The organism is Flavobacterium sp. UM26 (genome assembly GCF_057922445.1).
This window is the reverse complement of record NZ_JBVHCY010000008.1, coordinates 75,609-93,230: the sequence shown is the minus strand read 5'-3', so window position 1 is coordinate 93,230 and position 17,622 is coordinate 75,609. Positions and strand designations below refer to the sequence as shown.

Sequence of the window (17,622 nt, the reverse complement as noted above, 5' to 3'; positions counted from 1 at the left end):
TTGATCTTTTTATACTAAATACCTTTCGCTTTTTATAAAATTAACAAATAAAACACCTTGATTCTTGTTAAAATTATTTTAAATTTGTAAGCCCAAAAACACTACCTATCCTGAGAAAGTTATTATATTAATAAAATATAAACTTAACCAGAATAAAATTGAAAAAAACTACTTCTAAGTTGCGCTTATTAATTCTAAGTGTAATTCTTCTTGTTACTGCCCCTCCCACATACTCAACTGTAGTTAAAGACTCAATAAACAGTTCAAAAAAAAGATTATTATCACACATAAAATATGTTGATAATAAAAAAACTATCTCAACAAATACGGCATCAAGCCATTATTATAAACCAGCAGAAAGTGAGTTTACCCACGATTACTTAGTTAAAAACTTTCCTCTATCACAAGAAACTCAAAACGATTTAGAACTCGCAAAAGCAACTTGTAGTGAAATTGACAAAACCAATAGCCTTACCGATGAATTAGAGCCTAAAAAACTTTCGATGTTGCCATTAGGCATAAAAAAAACAATTGGAGGCATTCAATATCTTTTAGGCATTAGCAATGCAAAATTCACACCCGAATACACAGAACTAACTGCATTTGTTAGAATTATAATTCCACAACGAGATGAATTTGGAAAATCGAAAGAATTGTTTTTTGGTGCCAACAATATCAAACTATCCCACAAAGGAGGATTAGTTGGTGACACTAATTTAGTTCTGCTTGGAGATGTTCCTATCAAAATCAATGGAGAAAACCTTTTATTGATTTTAAAAGGAGGAATGGATATGAAAACTGGAGTTGTTGAGAACAAAACCTATGTAACTATTGATTGTAATGGATTCAAAGAACTCGGAATTACCGCAGATGTACAATTATCAAGAAACTTTGTTGAACCTGTAGATAATAATTATGTAGCTCTCCCATCTCCAGCACTCGTTACTGGAAATTTCAAAACAGTCGTTTCGAATTGGAATGATATTTTGGTTGAGATATCTTTACCTAAATTTCAATTAACTTCCAAAAAAGGATTCTGTTTCGAACTGAATAAAGCAGTTATTGACTTTAGTGATTTACGAAACTCCCAAACTGTAAAATGGCCACCCAATTATCAAGAAAAATATTTGGTTGCTGGTAATGAAAATTTGTGGCGTGGCCTTTATGTACAATCACTTAAAATTGTCTTACCCGAAGAGTTTAAGAAAAACGAAAGCAAAGAAAGAATACGCTTTGAAGCAACTGATTTGTTAATAGACCGGATGGGAATTTCAGGATCCTTCTCTGCCAGTAATCTAATTGGTATAGACGAAGGAAATGCTTCAGGCTGGCAAATGTCTCTAGACTCTGTAAACATAACACTAGTTGCTAATTCATTGACCTCAGCGAGTTTTGGAGGTGATATACTTCTGCCAGTTTCTGAAAAATCAGCAAATTGTAATGCTGGTTCACGATCAGAATTAGCATACAAAGCAATAATTGACCCTGTAAATGATGAATATCTTTTAAATGCTCAAGTTACTAATGGCATATGCTTCCAAGCCTTCAAAGCAAATGCAATCATTGAAAAAAACTCCTATATTGAACTAAAGGTAAAAGATGGTAATTTTTTACCAAAAGCAGTTCTATTCGGTACACTGTCATTAAAAGCAAGCAACAAACCTGTTACAGCTGCCGATGCACAATCAGGAACAAATGCACAGACCAAGGAAACAGTAGATTTCAAAGGAATTATATTCCAAAATTTGACATTACAAACGGTCTCCCCTTATCTGAGTGCTGATTATTTTGGTTATAAAAATACTGAAAGTAAAGACGCCAGTGTAAGTAATTTTCCTGTTACTATTAATGAAATAGCACTAATTACATCTCCAGAAAGTGCTAGCTTAAAAGTTGATTTAGCCATTAACATGATGGAAAATCAATTTACTGGGCAAACTAAATTTTATGTCGTTGGAAAATTTGGAAAAGAGGAAGGAATCCAGAAATGGAAATACGATCATCTAACCTTTGAACAGATTGCCATTGGAGCCGATTTAGGTGGAATGAAGCTAAATGGAAGCATTGCCATAATGGATAATGATCCCGTTTACGGCAAAGGTTTTAAAGGAATGCTAAGTTGTGATTTCACTGGTGGTATCAAGGTTGAGGCAAACGCAATATTTGGAGCAACAACATTCAGATATTGGTATGTTGACGCCATGGTAGATAATCTAAATATTCCTTCGGGAGCAATCACCTTTAAAGGTTTTGGTGGTGGTGCTTACTATAGAATGAAAAAAGAGGGATTCAGCAGCAGTTTTGTAGCTTCAGGTTCAAATTATGTACCGGATATCAATTCTAGTCTAGGTGTAAAAGCCATGATTAAATTTTCAGGCACAGCCACTACAGATGCTTTTTGGGGAGGTGCCGGTTTCGAAATTGCCTTTAATAGTAACTCGGGTATTAATAGAATCAGCATTTATGGTGAAGGTCATGTTATGCAACCTTTTGAAATTCCTGTACCAGATAAACTTAAAGAGGCATTAAAAGCAGTCAGTGAAAAAGAAGCAAAATTTTCAAAGGCAATTCTTGATAAATTAAAACAAGAAAATCTATCCAAAGCAGCAGAAGAATTATATCCGAATGATATAAAAAGCTCTATGGGAATTAACGCATTTGCAGCAATCGAATATGACTTCAAATCGAAAACATTGCATGGTACATTTGACTTATACATTGACACCCCTGGTGGCTTTATAAAAGGTCGCGCATCAAGTAATAGAGCAGGTTGGGCGGTTTTACATTTTGCTCCTGACAAATGGTATATTCGTATGGGAACTCCAACTGATCGATTAGGCTTAAAAATGGCTATTGGTCCTGTTGAAGTTGAAGCAGGAGGTTACTTTATGATGGGAGACGATATTCCTGCAAGTCCTCCGCCTCCCGCTATTGTTGCAGATCTTTTGGGGGTTAAACTAGACCAATTAGATTACATGCGTAATGAAAATAGCCTTAGCAGTGGTAAAGGTTTTGCATTTGGATCTGATTTTAGTATCAAAACTGGGGATATAACCTTCCTCCTCTTTTATGCTAACTTTCAAGCGGGCTTTGGTTTCGATATCATGCTCAAAGACTATGGTGAGGCACAATGCAAAGGTTCCGGTCCGATTGGAATTAATGGATGGTATGCCAATGGTCAAACATATGCTTACATAAAAGGAGAGTTAGGAATAAAAGTAAAACTCTTCATGATTAAAAAGAAAGTAAAAATCGTTGAAGGAGGCGGTGCCGTTTTAGTACAAGCAAAATTGCCTAACCCTGTATGGATTAGAGGATATATCGGTGGGCATTTTAATCTGCTTGGAGGATTAGTAAAAGGACGATTCAGATTCAAACTTGAATTTGGAAATGAGTGCGAATTTATTAATGAAACACCTTTAAACGGTTTAAAAGCCATCGCGGATATCACCCCTGCCAAAGATGCTAAAGATGTAAATGTTTTTGCCATTCCTCAAGTTGGATTTAACATGCCAATAGATAAAAGCTTCGTAATCGAAGAAGATAAAGGGACAAAAACATATCGACTAAAACTAGAAGAATATACCATTAAGAAAAATGGTGCTCCAATACTTGGCTCTATCAGTTGGAATGCAACTAATGATTTGGTAAGCTTCAATGCAACCGAAGTATTGCCGCAAAATTCAGATTTGACACTTAATGTAAAAGTAAGTTTCCAAGAATACAGTAATGGTAGTTGGAAAACTATTTATGATAACGGTCAAATCGCTACCGAAAATGAGACTCTAAATTTTACCACTGGTGCAGCGCCAAATAATATACCAGTAACAAATATTGCTTATTGCTATCCCGTTTTTGATCAAAAATATGTGTATCAAAATGAAAGCAAGCAAGCCTATGTAGTCCTTAAACAAGGTCAATCTTATTTGTTTGATTTAAAACCAGGTCAAACTCAAAAAGCTTTTTACAAAACGGGCACCAAAACAGTAAATGGTACAATAACTTATTCACCGAGTTTGAAAAAAGTTAGTTTTGACATACCTGTTTTAGAAACAACTAAGTCTTACAATCTAACTTTAATGACTTTAGAAACTCAATCTGAAGCGAATAACAATCTAAAAGAAAGCTATCAAACTCAAAATTTAGATTCAGAAACTAGTGTTGAAACTAAAAATAATGAGTTAAAAGAAACCATAACTGGAGGTCAAGGAATTGAACTTTTGCAATATAATTTCAACACCAGTAAATACAACACTTTTCAGGAAAAAATGGCTGCAAAAAAATCTATCGAAACGATGGTAGAAATTATCTATTCGGATGTTCATGCCTTGCATTCTAGAGGTAATACTACTGAACCATTTGACGAAATAGAACTTATTGGTAATGCCAAAACTTTAAATGTCCCTTTGGTAACCACCGAAGCTATATTGGACGATAACTACTATAAAAATGAAATATTCCCTTTGATATATAAAGGATATCCATTAGAAAGTGATTTAACATTAAACAGAAACACAAATACTTTAGGAGTTCCTCCAACAAAAGGAGTTGAAACACTAGTGTGGTACCAAGATTACCTTATGAATAATTCAAGTAGTTTCATGCTCAGAGATTATCTGCCTTATCGATATAATTTACCGTTTTATTACAAAACAGATTTTATAGACCTAAGATATAAGGTGGTTAATAAATATCTAAATACTACCAATCAAGACATGAAAAATAAGTATGATTATATTATCAACGGAACTTTTCCATACATCAAAAAAGGAAACTATAACATAAAATTGAATTACACTTTACCTGGTGGACAATTAGGAACAAGTTCAATTTTTACATTCAATAAAACCTATTAAAATGAAGCTAAACTATATACTAGTCCTTATTTTAACTACGATAAATTTAGGATTAGCTCAAAATAAAACGATTAAAGAAACTGAAACTTCAGAAAATAAACAGGAAATCAGAGTACTCTCAAGAGTTCAAAAAAACAAAGTTTTACTACGATGGGCAGTTACCGATGCTTTAGCATGGAAAAAACTAAACAAACATGGGTATTTAATAGAGCGTTTTACTATTGCACGCAACAATAAAACCCTATCTAGTCCTGAAAAAGTAATTCTGGCTAAACAATATAAACCAGAACCTTTAGCATCTTGGGAAACAATAATTGAAACAAATGAAAATGCTGCAATTATCGCGCAAGCACTTTATGGTGAGGAATTTTCCGTTACAGGAACCGATAATCTACAATCTATTGTTAACCTTTCTGAAGAAACAGAACAACGATTTACTTTTGCTTTATACACAGCAGACAAAGACTTTGAAATTGCCAAAAAAGCAGGATTAGGTTTTGAAGATACCAATATCAATGAAAACGAAAAATACCTGTATCGAATTTCATCCAATGTTCCTAATGAAGAATTAGAAATTAAGTACGGAGGTGTTTTTGTTAATCCAAAAGAGTGGGAAGCTTTACCTAAACCAATGGATTTTACCGCTCATTTTACCGACAATAGCACGATGTTGAGCTGGAACTTTAATATACTAGCCCATGCATATGGTAGTTATTACGTTGAACGTTCGTTGGATAAAAAAACATTTGAACGAATTACTCAAAAACCATATACCAGCCTAAATCAAGAAAATACAAATAATAATAGAATATTTTATGTAGACTCTATTGCAAACAATCGGGAGTACAGTTATCGCATTCAGGGAATTTCTGTTTTTGGGGAATTAGGCCCATACTCTGACATTGTAAGTGGTAAAGGAAAATCAATACTAAAATATGTTCCTCACCTTACGGTAAAAGAATTTAAAGATGATACTACCGTTAATTTAGTTTGGGAATTCCCAGAGGAAGGAAATGAAGAAATATCAAGTTTTGAACTTAATCGCTCGGATAAAGAAGATAACAACTACGTGACGGTGATCAAAAACATTTCACCAAAGACCAGAACTATCCTCTATAATAAATTAAACGCAACTAACTATTTCACTATCACCGCAGTGGGCAAACAAGGAAGTAGTAGGACTTCATTCCCTATGCTTGTTCAGCCAATTGATTCTATTCCTCCTAGGAAACCTATTGGATTAAAAGGTACTATTGACAGTTTAGGTATAGTAAGAATTTCGTGGGATATTAATAAAGAAAAGGACTTATTGGGGTATAGAATTTATAAAGCTTATAATGCGTCTGAGGAATACAGTCAGTTAACAGTGAGCCCTAATGAAAAAAACTCATTTGAAGATAAAGTAGTACTCAAAACGTTAAACAGCAAAGTGTATTACAAAGTGATTGCTGTAGACTACAGATACAATATGTCTGAATACTCTGAGCCTCTCATTCTAAAAAAACCTGATATTATTCCTCCTGCATCCCCTGTTTTTTCGAAATATGAAATTAAAGAAGGAGGCGTTTTCTTGGAATGGTTCGGAAGTCAAAGTGAAGATGTGGCCATGCATCAATTGTATCGAAAACAAAACGATCAAAAGGATTGGGCACTTGTTTTTGAAACCAAAAACAAAGAAGAACAATTTCAAGACAAGTCTGTTGAAGAAGGGAATACGTATACTTATGCCATTTTTGCAAAAGACGAGTCAGGACTTCAATCTCTCCCCTCTCCTAATCTATCAACTTATGTTCCTTTCTATGGAGTAATGGAAGGAATAAAAGGCTTTTTTGCGCAAGCCAATACTACTAGTAAAACTATTGACCTTTCTTGGAACTACAACAATCCTTTGGTAGATAGTTTTGAAATCTATAAAGCCTCTGAGAAAGATGCTTTGCAATTGATACAAATTGTAAGTGGTACAACCAGACAATTATCTGACCCAACCATTACTATAAACACCAATTACAAATACGGAATTAGAGCGATTTTTAAAGATGGAAGAATGTCTAAAATGGAGTTTTATACAATTAAATTTTAAGAAAATGAGAAGAATTTTATTTACAGTATTATGCTTAATGTTTTCAATATTTATAAATGCACAAGAAAAATATAAGATACAGCTCTATGATTTAAACTATAGAATAAATAATGGTGTAAAAAATAACACATCGTCAAATATTTCAATTACAATTAAATATGAAGATGGTACTCAAAAAATATTGTACAAAAGAGATATTAACAACAATGGTGATCAAGAAATATCTTGGAAAACAAACTCATTTATATCTTTTACTAAACCAATAGCTATAGAGTGTTATGCATTTGTAAATTTTAGAACAGGTACGGATGCAAATGGTACTAAAAAAATTAATTTAACAAATAACACAAGCGAACAACAATTTAATGAAAGCTATTCTCCAAGAATGACCAATATAAAATTTAAATATAGAGTTGAGCCTATTCTTGAGATCAATAAAATATCTTCAGATACTATCTGTGCAGGAGAAACGATAAATCTATCATCCACCCATACAAATTATCCAAATACTACTTATCAATGGGAATACTCTATAGATAATTTAAATTGGAGTTTTTTACCAAATACTATTGATACTAATCCAATATTAAATACAAATAATACAAGCAATATTATTTTCTCTATTTCAAATATTGTAGAAGATCATAAGAGCTTATTCAACAAAAAAATTTTTTTTAGATTAGGCTATCAAGGTATGTCTTATTCAAAACCATTTTTATCAATAATTTACTCACCATGTGCTCCAATAATAAGAAGCGTAAATTATGTAGGTCCAAATTGCTACAATGAAAGCATCCAAAAACTAGAAGTCACTTTTAATCGTCCCCTAGACAGTGCCAAAGGGGAAAACTTATACCTTTTATATGTTCAAGAAAGCAAAAACAATTCAGGGACAATAAAAGAAACCCCAATGTTATCAGTAGAAAATATTAGTTATCCAAGTAGCACCAAAACCTACGTCTATTCAAACATAGCTAGCCTTGGGTCTTTAGAAAGTGGAAGAGAATATGAAATTGCTTACCAAGCTCAAATTATAGATCCTTTAGACTCAAGTAAAAAAATACTAAAAGGTACTATGAGTTCGACAGCTAAGTTTACTCATTATAACCCAGTTCCTTTAAAATTTGAGCTTCAAAATCCAAAAAATCCAAGTTGTTTTGGAGCAAAAGATGGTAGTGTTGAAATCTTAATAACGAGCGGCATCCCTAAGAATTTTGAGTTGAATGGCAGCCCCGCTACTAAAGTAAAAATAAGCGACACCCTATATAGAATAGTCGGACTCGATGCCAATGAACTCGGACATAAAATAAAAGTAACTGATGCCAATGACTGTATTGATACCAATGCAAATGACTAAGCGTATGAGAAAAAAAATACTATTTATATTATTAGTTTTAATTTCAACCGCTAGTTCCTCTGCTCAAGTATTATATATTATGAAAACCAACTATGGTGGTTGTTCTCAATATAGAGAAGGGCAACACCTTTATGAAGACGATTTTGAATATACAATTACAGGAGTTAATGGAAATGATGATTGGGTATGCCCTATAATTGAAGTAAATGGTTATTTAATATTTGATAAAAAACCATATTCATACACATTTTACTCATATCAAGCAGAAACATATCACTGTAGTGGCCCCTGTGGCACATATCATAATGTTGCCCTTATGGGAGATATAACATCAGATTGTCAAAAAAGTGTTGGGACAAGCTATGGTTATAATGGTCCTGAAACCCCATATTTTGAATTAATTAGTAACCAAGTACTAACTTCACCAGGAGTAAACAATACATTAACGGATAAAATCAAATTAAAAGCAACAGGTTGTACTGGAACACAAAAGTTTCATTGGGAGTACAAACTCAATGGAGGTCAATTTCAAAAAATGAATATCAGCACTTCATTTAATGAAGAATTTGAATTTATAACTGCAAATTTTATTCCATTAGATTACAGTGGTTTTATAGACTTTAGAGTAGTTATTGATTCGGATCCGTCTATTACGGAAGAAAACGTATATTCTAATATTATTTCTTACAGTGTTACAAGAAAATCTCCTAAAATCACACAAATATCATCCCAAAATTATACTAACTGCTCCTATTCGAATGATGGTAAAGTTACCTTCACATTTGAGAGAGAACTCCAAAATGAAGAGCAATATGAAATGTCTCTTCTGTTTGAAAATAATGCACCAGTTCCAAATGGGAATAAAACAATTACAAAAGATTTGATGACAACACCCACAACCTATACTTGGACAAATTTACCTGCTGAAAAATATATACTTACGTATCAAACCAAAAAAACTATAGGGAACTCCGAGTTCATGAGTGACCCAGAACAAAAAAGCTTTACAATATCTTCTCCCCCTCTTTTTTCTTTCTCAACAACAGTAACCCAACCAAAGTGTAATGGAGAAAAAGGCACCATAACCATAACTGCCTCTGGAGGAACACCACCTTACTATTATTATTTAAACGATGACCCAAAAATTGAGTTTACCTCTCCAAAAATCATTGATGTAGATGCTGGAGACAATTATATAAAAGTAGAAGACAGTAAATACTGTATTGACAATACTAAAAATGACAAAAAATAATGAAAAAATTTATAACATTCCTTGTTTTATTACTAACTACACTTGGATATGCTCAGAGTACGGGTATTAAAAAGATTAGTATTACGAATCCTGCTGCTATTACGATCAATAATAAGATAACAGAGAACAACTCGAATTTTTCTACATCCGATGGAAAAATCACTTTCTCCATCAGTGGTGGGAATAAAATAAGTAGTGGTAACCCATATACCATAACTTGGGAAAATCCTTTGCCAAGTAGCGCAACCCTTTCAATTGATGCTAATGGAAATGTCACTGTTTCTAACCTTCCTAAAGGAACTTATAATCCAACAATCAAAGATGCCACCTGTACAGTAGGCGTAAGTGATTCATTTGTTATTTATGATAAGTTGAATGTTACTCCTGTACAAAGCAACATCAAATGCTCTGGTGGTAATAACGGAAGTATTACTCTTACTATTACTGGCGGTAGCGGAAGTAAAACTATAAATTGGAAGGATTCAAACATTACTGAACCCTACAGAACAGATTTACAAGCTGGAACCTATGAATACATCATTACTGATGAAAAAGCTACTGGAAATATAGAAAATGATAAGAAAAATGGTTTACTCGTTGAAGATTCAATTAAAATTATAAAACCCACCCAAAGTTTAAACGTTTCCCTAACAAAAATCAGCCAGCCGTCACCTGGCAATAATAACGGTATTTTGCAGTTATCGGTAAGTGGTGGCTACGGGGACTACTCCTATTCTTGGAAAAAAGATGGACAAGTAATGAATCCTCAACCAACACGAGACGCATTAGGTAGGGTATTTGGCTTAAGCAATGGTAAATACCAAGTAAATATTATCGATAACGGCGTTGATACAGCAGAAGGATGTGCCGTTAATAGTAATGAAATTACATTAGAAGCATTAAATGTAAAAATTGCTACACCTCAGCCAATAAGTTGTCAAGGGGGCACAACAAACCTTATGGCTACAGCCTCAGGAGGTGAAGGAACGATCAACTATACTTGGTATGAGCTGATTGGTAATCCAGCGGTGGAAAATGAACTTTCAATAAACAATTCCTTAAACAACATAAAAGCAGGTAACTATAAAGTTGTAGTAACCGATTCAAATAATAATGAAACATCGGCTACAATCAACCTACCCGAATCGTCTAATCCTATTATAACGGCAAATATATCAACAACTAATGTAACATGCTTTGGTGGTAGTGATGGATCCGCCTCTATAGCAATTTCAAACTACGAACCCAACAAGAATTATTCGTTTAAATGGTATAAAAAAACGGAACCTCTTGTGGAATTAACGAGTAATAGTATTAAGGAACCAAGTAAGTCAACACTTTCAGGCTTGGCAGAAGGGGTGTATATAGTAAATGTTACCGATGGATTTTGCGATACACCTTTTGATGTTACAATTGGCTCCGCAAGTCTTATTGAAGTAAAAGAAGAACTGGGTAGTTTTAAAAACCTTAAATGTTATGGCGACACTAATGGTTCGATAAAAATTAGTGTTGACGGTGGATTAAAGCCTTATACCATAAAATGGAAAAAAAACAATACCCCTATAATCGTAAATGATGACTTAAATCCAACAAACCTAAGTGCTGGAAACTATTCCGTAGAAGTGTATAGTTCTAATGACCCAAATAAATTAAATAATTGCTCCCCAGTAATAAAAAACATTATCATTAGCGCTCCGAATGAATTAAATTTCACCTCTACAAAAACAGAGGTAAGTTGTAAAAATTCAAATGATGGAACGATACAATTAAATATCAGTGGAGGTACCTTTCAAACGGATAGTAATAATAAACCCATTTATACCATTTCATGCGAACCCATCGTTTCGAGCCCCAAACCATTAATTGATATTCCTAATCAAAAAATAAGTGGACTTAAGGCTGGTAAATGGAGGGTATCCGTTTCGGACGATAATAATTGTACAATCAATGTACAAGAAATTGAGATTAAAGAACCAAACGATCCTTTTGGTTATAGTCCTGAAGTAATTACAAACGCTAGTGGCAATTCGCTTAGTAATGGAAGTATTTCTGTAAAAAACATTGGTGGGTGGGGAAATTATTCATATCAATGGTATGAAGGAAGCACGGTAGATAACAGTTCATTGCTATCGTCTGAAACAACTAACCAAATTAAAGACAAACCAGCTGGAAAATATACATTAGTAGCTACTGATAAAAATAGTGACGGAGTGGGTTGTTCCTTAGCACCCATTACTTTTGAAATAAAAGAGCCAACTATTTTAAAACTGGATGTTGTTGCTACCAATACCCAATGTAATGCTGAATTAGGTTCAATTACTGCTGTGGCAACAGGTGGTGCCGAGATAGCACAGCAGCAACAAGAAAGAATATACACCTATGAACTATTTCATAACAATGTATCAAAACAAACAATTGTAGGGAACACAGCCAATTTTACTGCATTAGAAGTGGGTCAATATAAAGTAGTGGCAAAAGATTCAAAACAAAATGTCTCGACGGATTCAACTACTAAGTATAACAATGGAAGCATTGAAACCATAGGTTATACAGAACTTACACAGCCTAAACCCATTGTTATTACAGAAGAAAAAGTAAATGGTGTAAAGAAACTACTGAATTGTTATGGTGATACTGATGGTATATTAAGCATTACCGTTTCAGGAGGAACTCCATTTACTACAGGCGCTCCTTATACCTACATTTGGAAAAAATATAATAGTGCTACGACAAATTATGAACCCATAGGAACGAATGCACCAAAACAAAGTAATCTTTTGACAGGAAAATATTCTGTTGAAGTTCGGGATGCAAATTACGATCCGATAAAACCATCTAGCTGCGTTGCTATTTTAGACAACCTGCTTATTGATGAGCCCAAAAAACTTGCTTTTACATACAACACAACCCCCGTTTCTTGCTTTGGTGGTGCAGATGGAAGTATTCAACTCAATATAACAGGAGGAACAAAAAGTACCGACCCTAATAATCCTTACTCAATTTCCAGCGATGGTGGTACAATTGATGCTAAAAACGGAATAATTTCTGGATTAGCAAAAGGCAAGTATCTTGTTCAAGTAACCGATGCAAATGGATGCCAAACTGCCAAGCAAGAAATTGAAATTGGAGAGCCTAAAGAAGGACTTTTCATAATAAATGAAGTGATGACTCCAACCACAGGTTTTGGGCTCGCTACAGGAAAAATAGAAATTAGCGTCGGTGGCGGTACACCTCTAGACCCTGGAAATGGAAGTACACCAACTTACAACTATGTATGGAAAAATAGCACTGGTACTACATTTGGCAGCAATAGCCCAATTCTAAGTAACATTGTAGCGGGTGAGTATTCCGTTGTAATTACTGACGCAAAAGGTTGCGAATTAACTAAAACATTCACTGTAGAGCAGCCGACACAACCCCTTGTAAGTGAAACGCACCTCCAAGCAAAATGCAATGGATTAACGGGATCTTTGGAAGCAACTGCAACAGGTGGTGCTCCATTTGCGCAGAACCAATCTGAAAAAATATACACTTATAACTTAAAAAATAAAACAACGGGAGTTACCAAATCTATTACAGGAAATACTGCTACGTTTATAAATATAGTAGACGGTGACTATGAGCTAACTGCCACGGATATAGCTGGAATAATTTCAAATACGAAAACTATTACTTTTAAGCAACCTGATCCCATAGTAGTAAACTTAATTCAAAAAAATGTTTCTTGTTATAATGGAAATGATGGGTCACTAGAAGCAGTGGTAATTGGCGGTACAGCACCTTATACCTATAGTTGGAAAAAAGGAACTGCAAGTATAGGGAGTAATACATCAAAAATTGAAGGCCTTTCTAAAGGTAATTACACACTTGAGATAAGAGATAGCAACTATAATTCTAATTTAACAACTTATTGCGTTAATGTTGTAACTACAGCAATCTCTGAACCTACCAATGAATTAGCCATTAGCTCATTTACCTCTTCTGATGCTACAGGTTATCAAACTAATAATGGAAAAATTGAAGTAAATCCTAGCGGAGGAACACCAAATTATCAATACCAATGGTTTTTTAATGGTACCGTTATAAATAATCAGAACAATAACAACCTTAGTAATTTAGTTCCTGGTGAATACAAAGTAATCATAACAGATGCAAATCTTATTTGTTCTATTGAAAAAACTTTTATCATCAATGAACCAAAACTTTTAGAATTACAATCTTCAACATCTAAAGTCTTATGTTATGGTGGACAAAACGGAAGTATCAATGCCATAGCCACGGGTGGTGTAAAAGACAACAATGGCTTTTATACTTATACTCTTTTTGATAAAAATAAGAATGTATTAGAAAGCCAAAAAGCTTTAGAAGCAAAATTTGACACAAAATTTGCTGGAACCTATTACATTCAAGTAACTGATTTTAATTCAAACACCACTCCTTCAAATGTAAACGATTTAACTCCCGTAGTTATTGAACAACCTAATAAGGCATTAACATTAGTTGAAATCAAGAAAAATAATGCAACCTGTCCTAATGAAGCAGACGGTAGTATTACTTTTGAAACAAGTGGCGGTACACCAAATTACAAATACACTTTATTAAACGTAAATAAAAACACTTTATCACAGGTTAATGATTCAGTAATTTCAAACTTACCTGCAGGAACCTACACCTTAACTGTAACAGATAGTAATGATTGTGTTCAAAGTAACACTTTCACAATTACGGAACCTGAAGATTTTGGGTTTGATAAAGAAAAATTCACATTAACTAAACCTATTTTACCAGAAACTAATTGGTCTATAAATGTAGTCGTGAAAGGTGGACAAAATGATTACAAATACAGTATCAAAAATAGTAGCGGAAATACACTTTTAGAAAAAGTAATCTCGGAAAAATCACTATTAATCAATCAATTACCAACAGATATTTATACTGTAAGTGTAACTGACAATACTGGATGTACAAAAACAGAAATCATTGATTTAACCAATAATGTACTAACAGCTTCAATCCAACAGACCAAACAAATTATATGCAATGGTGAAGGAGCAAACATTGAGGCATTAGTAACAGGTGGTTTAGGGATTAAAACCTATACATGGTATAAAAACAATCAAATTATACCTTTAGAAAACGGAACCACCTTAACGAATTATGGACCAGGAGAGTATAAGTTTAGCTGTATAGATTCGGCTAAATTAGAAGTTATAAGCAATACGATCACTGTTACTCAACCTGATTTAGTTGAAATTAAAAGTATTTTAAAAACTAATTCAACTTGTTACGGTGCTAATGATGGAAGCATAACTATAAATGCTATTGGTGGTAGTGGCTCCTTTTTGTACAGTTTAGATACTACTACTTGGACAGCTTTTCCTGCAAGCACTACTGCAATTATTAATAATCTTCCAATTGGGGATTATACGGTATATGTGAAAGATTCTAAGGGATGTAATGCAATAGCAACTGCTCTAGTAAAGATAGAACAACCTAATGTATTATCCATTACTAAAATAAACACAACCAGCACTTCTGGTTTTGGATTAAATAACGGTAGTATTTCTGTTGTTGCAGATGGTGGTAACGGAAACTATGCATATAAATGGTATGATGAAAATAAAAAATTCATAAACCAGTCAAACAGTTCAGCAACAAATTTAATAGCCGGTAAATATTATGTTGAAATAACCGATTCAAAAAATTGTAGTACAACTTCAGAATTAATAACTATCACACAACCAGAAAAACTCCTTGTAGCTATCAACCCAATAAACCAAATTATTTATTGTTATGGCGATAAAAATATCCAATTAACTGCAACTGTTTCTGGAGGTATAGCTCCCTATGGCTATGAATGGTACAACAGTTCCAATATTCTAATTGGAACTAATCCTTCATCTCCTTTTGCAGGTGCCGGAAGCTATTATCTAAAAATAACCGATAAAAATGGAAATGTAACCACAAGTTTACCTATAATCATTACAGAACCTCAGTTGATTCTTACATCTCATGAGGTTGTTAATGTTAGCTGTTTTGGAGGAAATAATGGTAGTATAACTTTAAACGCAAGTGGTGGAAGCAATGATTTTGAATATCGTTTTAAACAAGACAATACTAGTTATGGTAATTGGACTTCTTTTACTTCTAAGACTAGTACAATTCATGAAGGGCTTAAAACAGGAAAATACACTTTTCAAATAAAAGACAAAAATGGAATTTTATGTAGCAACGTACCCAATATTGAGGTTAACATAACTCAACCTTTAGCTCCAATAAGTCTGATCAATTCAAAAACAATCACAAAACCAGCCTCAGGCTTTGGCCTAGCTAATGGTAGTATCACCGTTGAAGCTACTGGTGGAAATGGTAACTATACCTATAAATGGTTCAAAAACGGTTCGACAACAACTATTGCCAATACGGCAACAGCCAACAATCTTACCGCAGGAAAGTATTTTGTAACAGTGACAGATGCAAAAGAATGTACAATTACATCCCCACTAATTGAAGTAACAGAACCTGCTCTTTTAGTTAGTTCAGCAGCTGTACAAAATATCATCTTATGTAATGGAGATACAAACGGAAGTCTAAGACCTGTTACTACGGGAGGATTCTTGAAACCAGGTGAGAATTATACCTACCAATGGTTTGCAGACGGAAACACAACGCCATTAGCTACAAGCACTATTTTAAGTGGTATTGGAAAAGGGTCATACTACGTAATAGCAACAGATTCAAATGGCAATAAAGCAACTAGTAAAAGTATCACCATAACAGAACCCCAAATTTTAAACAATACACTATCTGCTGATTATACGTTATGTGGGGATGCCAATGACTGGACCATTTCAACGGCTCCCACAGGCGGAACACCTGTTTATACTTATAGCTGGAACACAGGTGCCAAAACTCCTAGTATTCAAAATGTACCACCCGGAAAGTATAGCGTTATAATTACCGATAAAAACGGTTGTAGTATCAGCAAAGAGATTTCGATTACCGCACCTTTACATCTTGCCACAACTGCTCAAATCAACAAACCAACTTGTTATGCAGGAACTGATGCAAGTATTCTCTTGACCACAGTTGGCGGAAAAGCGCCTTACACGTATTTATGGAGCACAGGAGCACAATCCAGCCAATTGAGTAACGTACAAGCTGGTAATTATTCTGTGACAATTACCGATGCAAAAGGATGTATTATAACCGAGCAATACACCATCGAAAATCCTCCAAAAGATGTAATCACTTTAGGAGAAGATGTTACGCTTTGTATCGATCAAACGTTGACTATTAATGCTACTATCAATGATGATAAAGCGACCTACTTTTGGCAATCTGACAAAGGTTTTACGAGCAACAAACCTATTGTTACTCTTAAAGAACCAGCAAATTATACGCTAACCATTACCAATAAACTAGGTTGTCAAGCTTCGGATACCATTACAATTAGTAGTCAAAACACACCAATTAGTGCTGAATTTGCGCTGTCTTCTCAAGTGTTTACCAATGAAGTCTTTACCATTATCGACATTAGTAACCCTAGACCGGATAGCATCGAATGGATATTACCCGCTGAAGCAATAGTCAAAACCAAAAACAAAGACTATGCAGAACTTAGTTTTCCAAAAACAGGAGAATACGATATATCCATGACAAGCAAAAAAGGAAATTGTACCGCTTTTCAAACCAAAAAAGTTTTGGTCATCGAAGGCGAATACAAAAATCCAGACAGTACGGATGCAATGAAAAATTTTGATTTAAAAATCTATCCTAACCCATCTAATGGAATTTTTACAGTAGATGTAACACTAGACAAAGTAATGCCTGCCACTATTAAAATATTCAGTTTAGTGAATAATAGCATTATTGCTTCAAAATCAGAAAATGGTAAACAAGCTTATCTTTTTGACTTTGGTCTGAACGGTTTAGCGCCTGGAGTCTATTTTATTCTTTTTGAATCGCAACAAGGAAGTAAACTAAGAAAAATAATTATCCAATAAGTAGCAATAGAAACAAAATATTAGTCTAGAAAAAACGGCAAATAACTACTGTACTTTCCTAGATTAGCCCC

Annotated in this window: 5 protein-coding genes; all 5 read left to right on the top strand. The window is 34.0% G+C overall.

Features of this window, described 5'->3' with window-relative positions:
- Positions 1-158: 158 nt before the first annotated feature.
- From ACZ1AQ_RS10640 to ACZ1AQ_RS10620, 5 genes are read left to right on the top strand one after another with little or no spacing between them, the layout of a single operon-like run.
- A complete protein-coding gene (locus tag ACZ1AQ_RS10640) occupies positions 159-4,856 on the top strand; it encodes a hypothetical protein (protein WP_489632884.1) in 4,698 nt (1,565 codons plus the stop codon).
- Between the two features lies 1 nt (position 4,857).
- Positions 4,858-6,936, top strand: a complete 2,079-nt coding sequence (locus ACZ1AQ_RS10635) for a hypothetical protein (RefSeq protein WP_489632883.1) — start codon at positions 4,858-4,860, stop codon at positions 6,934-6,936.
- A 4-nt stretch (positions 6,937-6,940) separates the two neighbouring features.
- On the top strand, positions 6,941-8,293 hold the full coding sequence (locus ACZ1AQ_RS10630; protein ID WP_489632882.1) for a hypothetical protein: 1,353 nt from the start codon (positions 6,941-6,943) through the stop codon (positions 8,291-8,293).
- A 4-nt stretch (positions 8,294-8,297) separates the two neighbouring features.
- The gene (locus tag ACZ1AQ_RS10625; RefSeq protein ID WP_489632881.1) at positions 8,298-9,545 is read left to right on the top strand and encodes a SprB repeat-containing protein; all 1,248 of its coding nucleotides are present in this window, start codon (positions 8,298-8,300) and stop codon (positions 9,543-9,545) included.
- Entirely contained in the window at positions 9,545-17,551 is an 8,007-nt protein-coding gene (locus ACZ1AQ_RS10620) for a T9SS type A sorting domain-containing protein (RefSeq protein ID WP_489632880.1), read from the top strand. Before ACZ1AQ_RS10625 ends, ACZ1AQ_RS10620 begins: the two co-directional genes overlap by 1 nt.
- Positions 17,552-17,622 lie beyond the last annotated feature (71 nt).

Coding starts and splice junctions, on each gene's coding strand:
- ACZ1AQ_RS10635 (WP_489632883.1), top strand. CDS start 4,858: ATGAAGCTAAACTATATACTAGTCCTTATTTTAACTACGATAAATTTA.
- ACZ1AQ_RS10630 (WP_489632882.1), top strand. CDS start 6,941: ATGAGAAGAATTTTATTTACAGTATTATGCTTAATGTTTTCAATATTT.
- ACZ1AQ_RS10625 (WP_489632881.1), top strand. CDS start 8,298: ATGAGAAAAAAAATACTATTTATATTATTAGTTTTAATTTCAACCGCT.
- ACZ1AQ_RS10620 (WP_489632880.1), top strand. CDS start 9,545: ATGAAAAAATTTATAACATTCCTTGTTTTATTACTAACTACACTTGGA.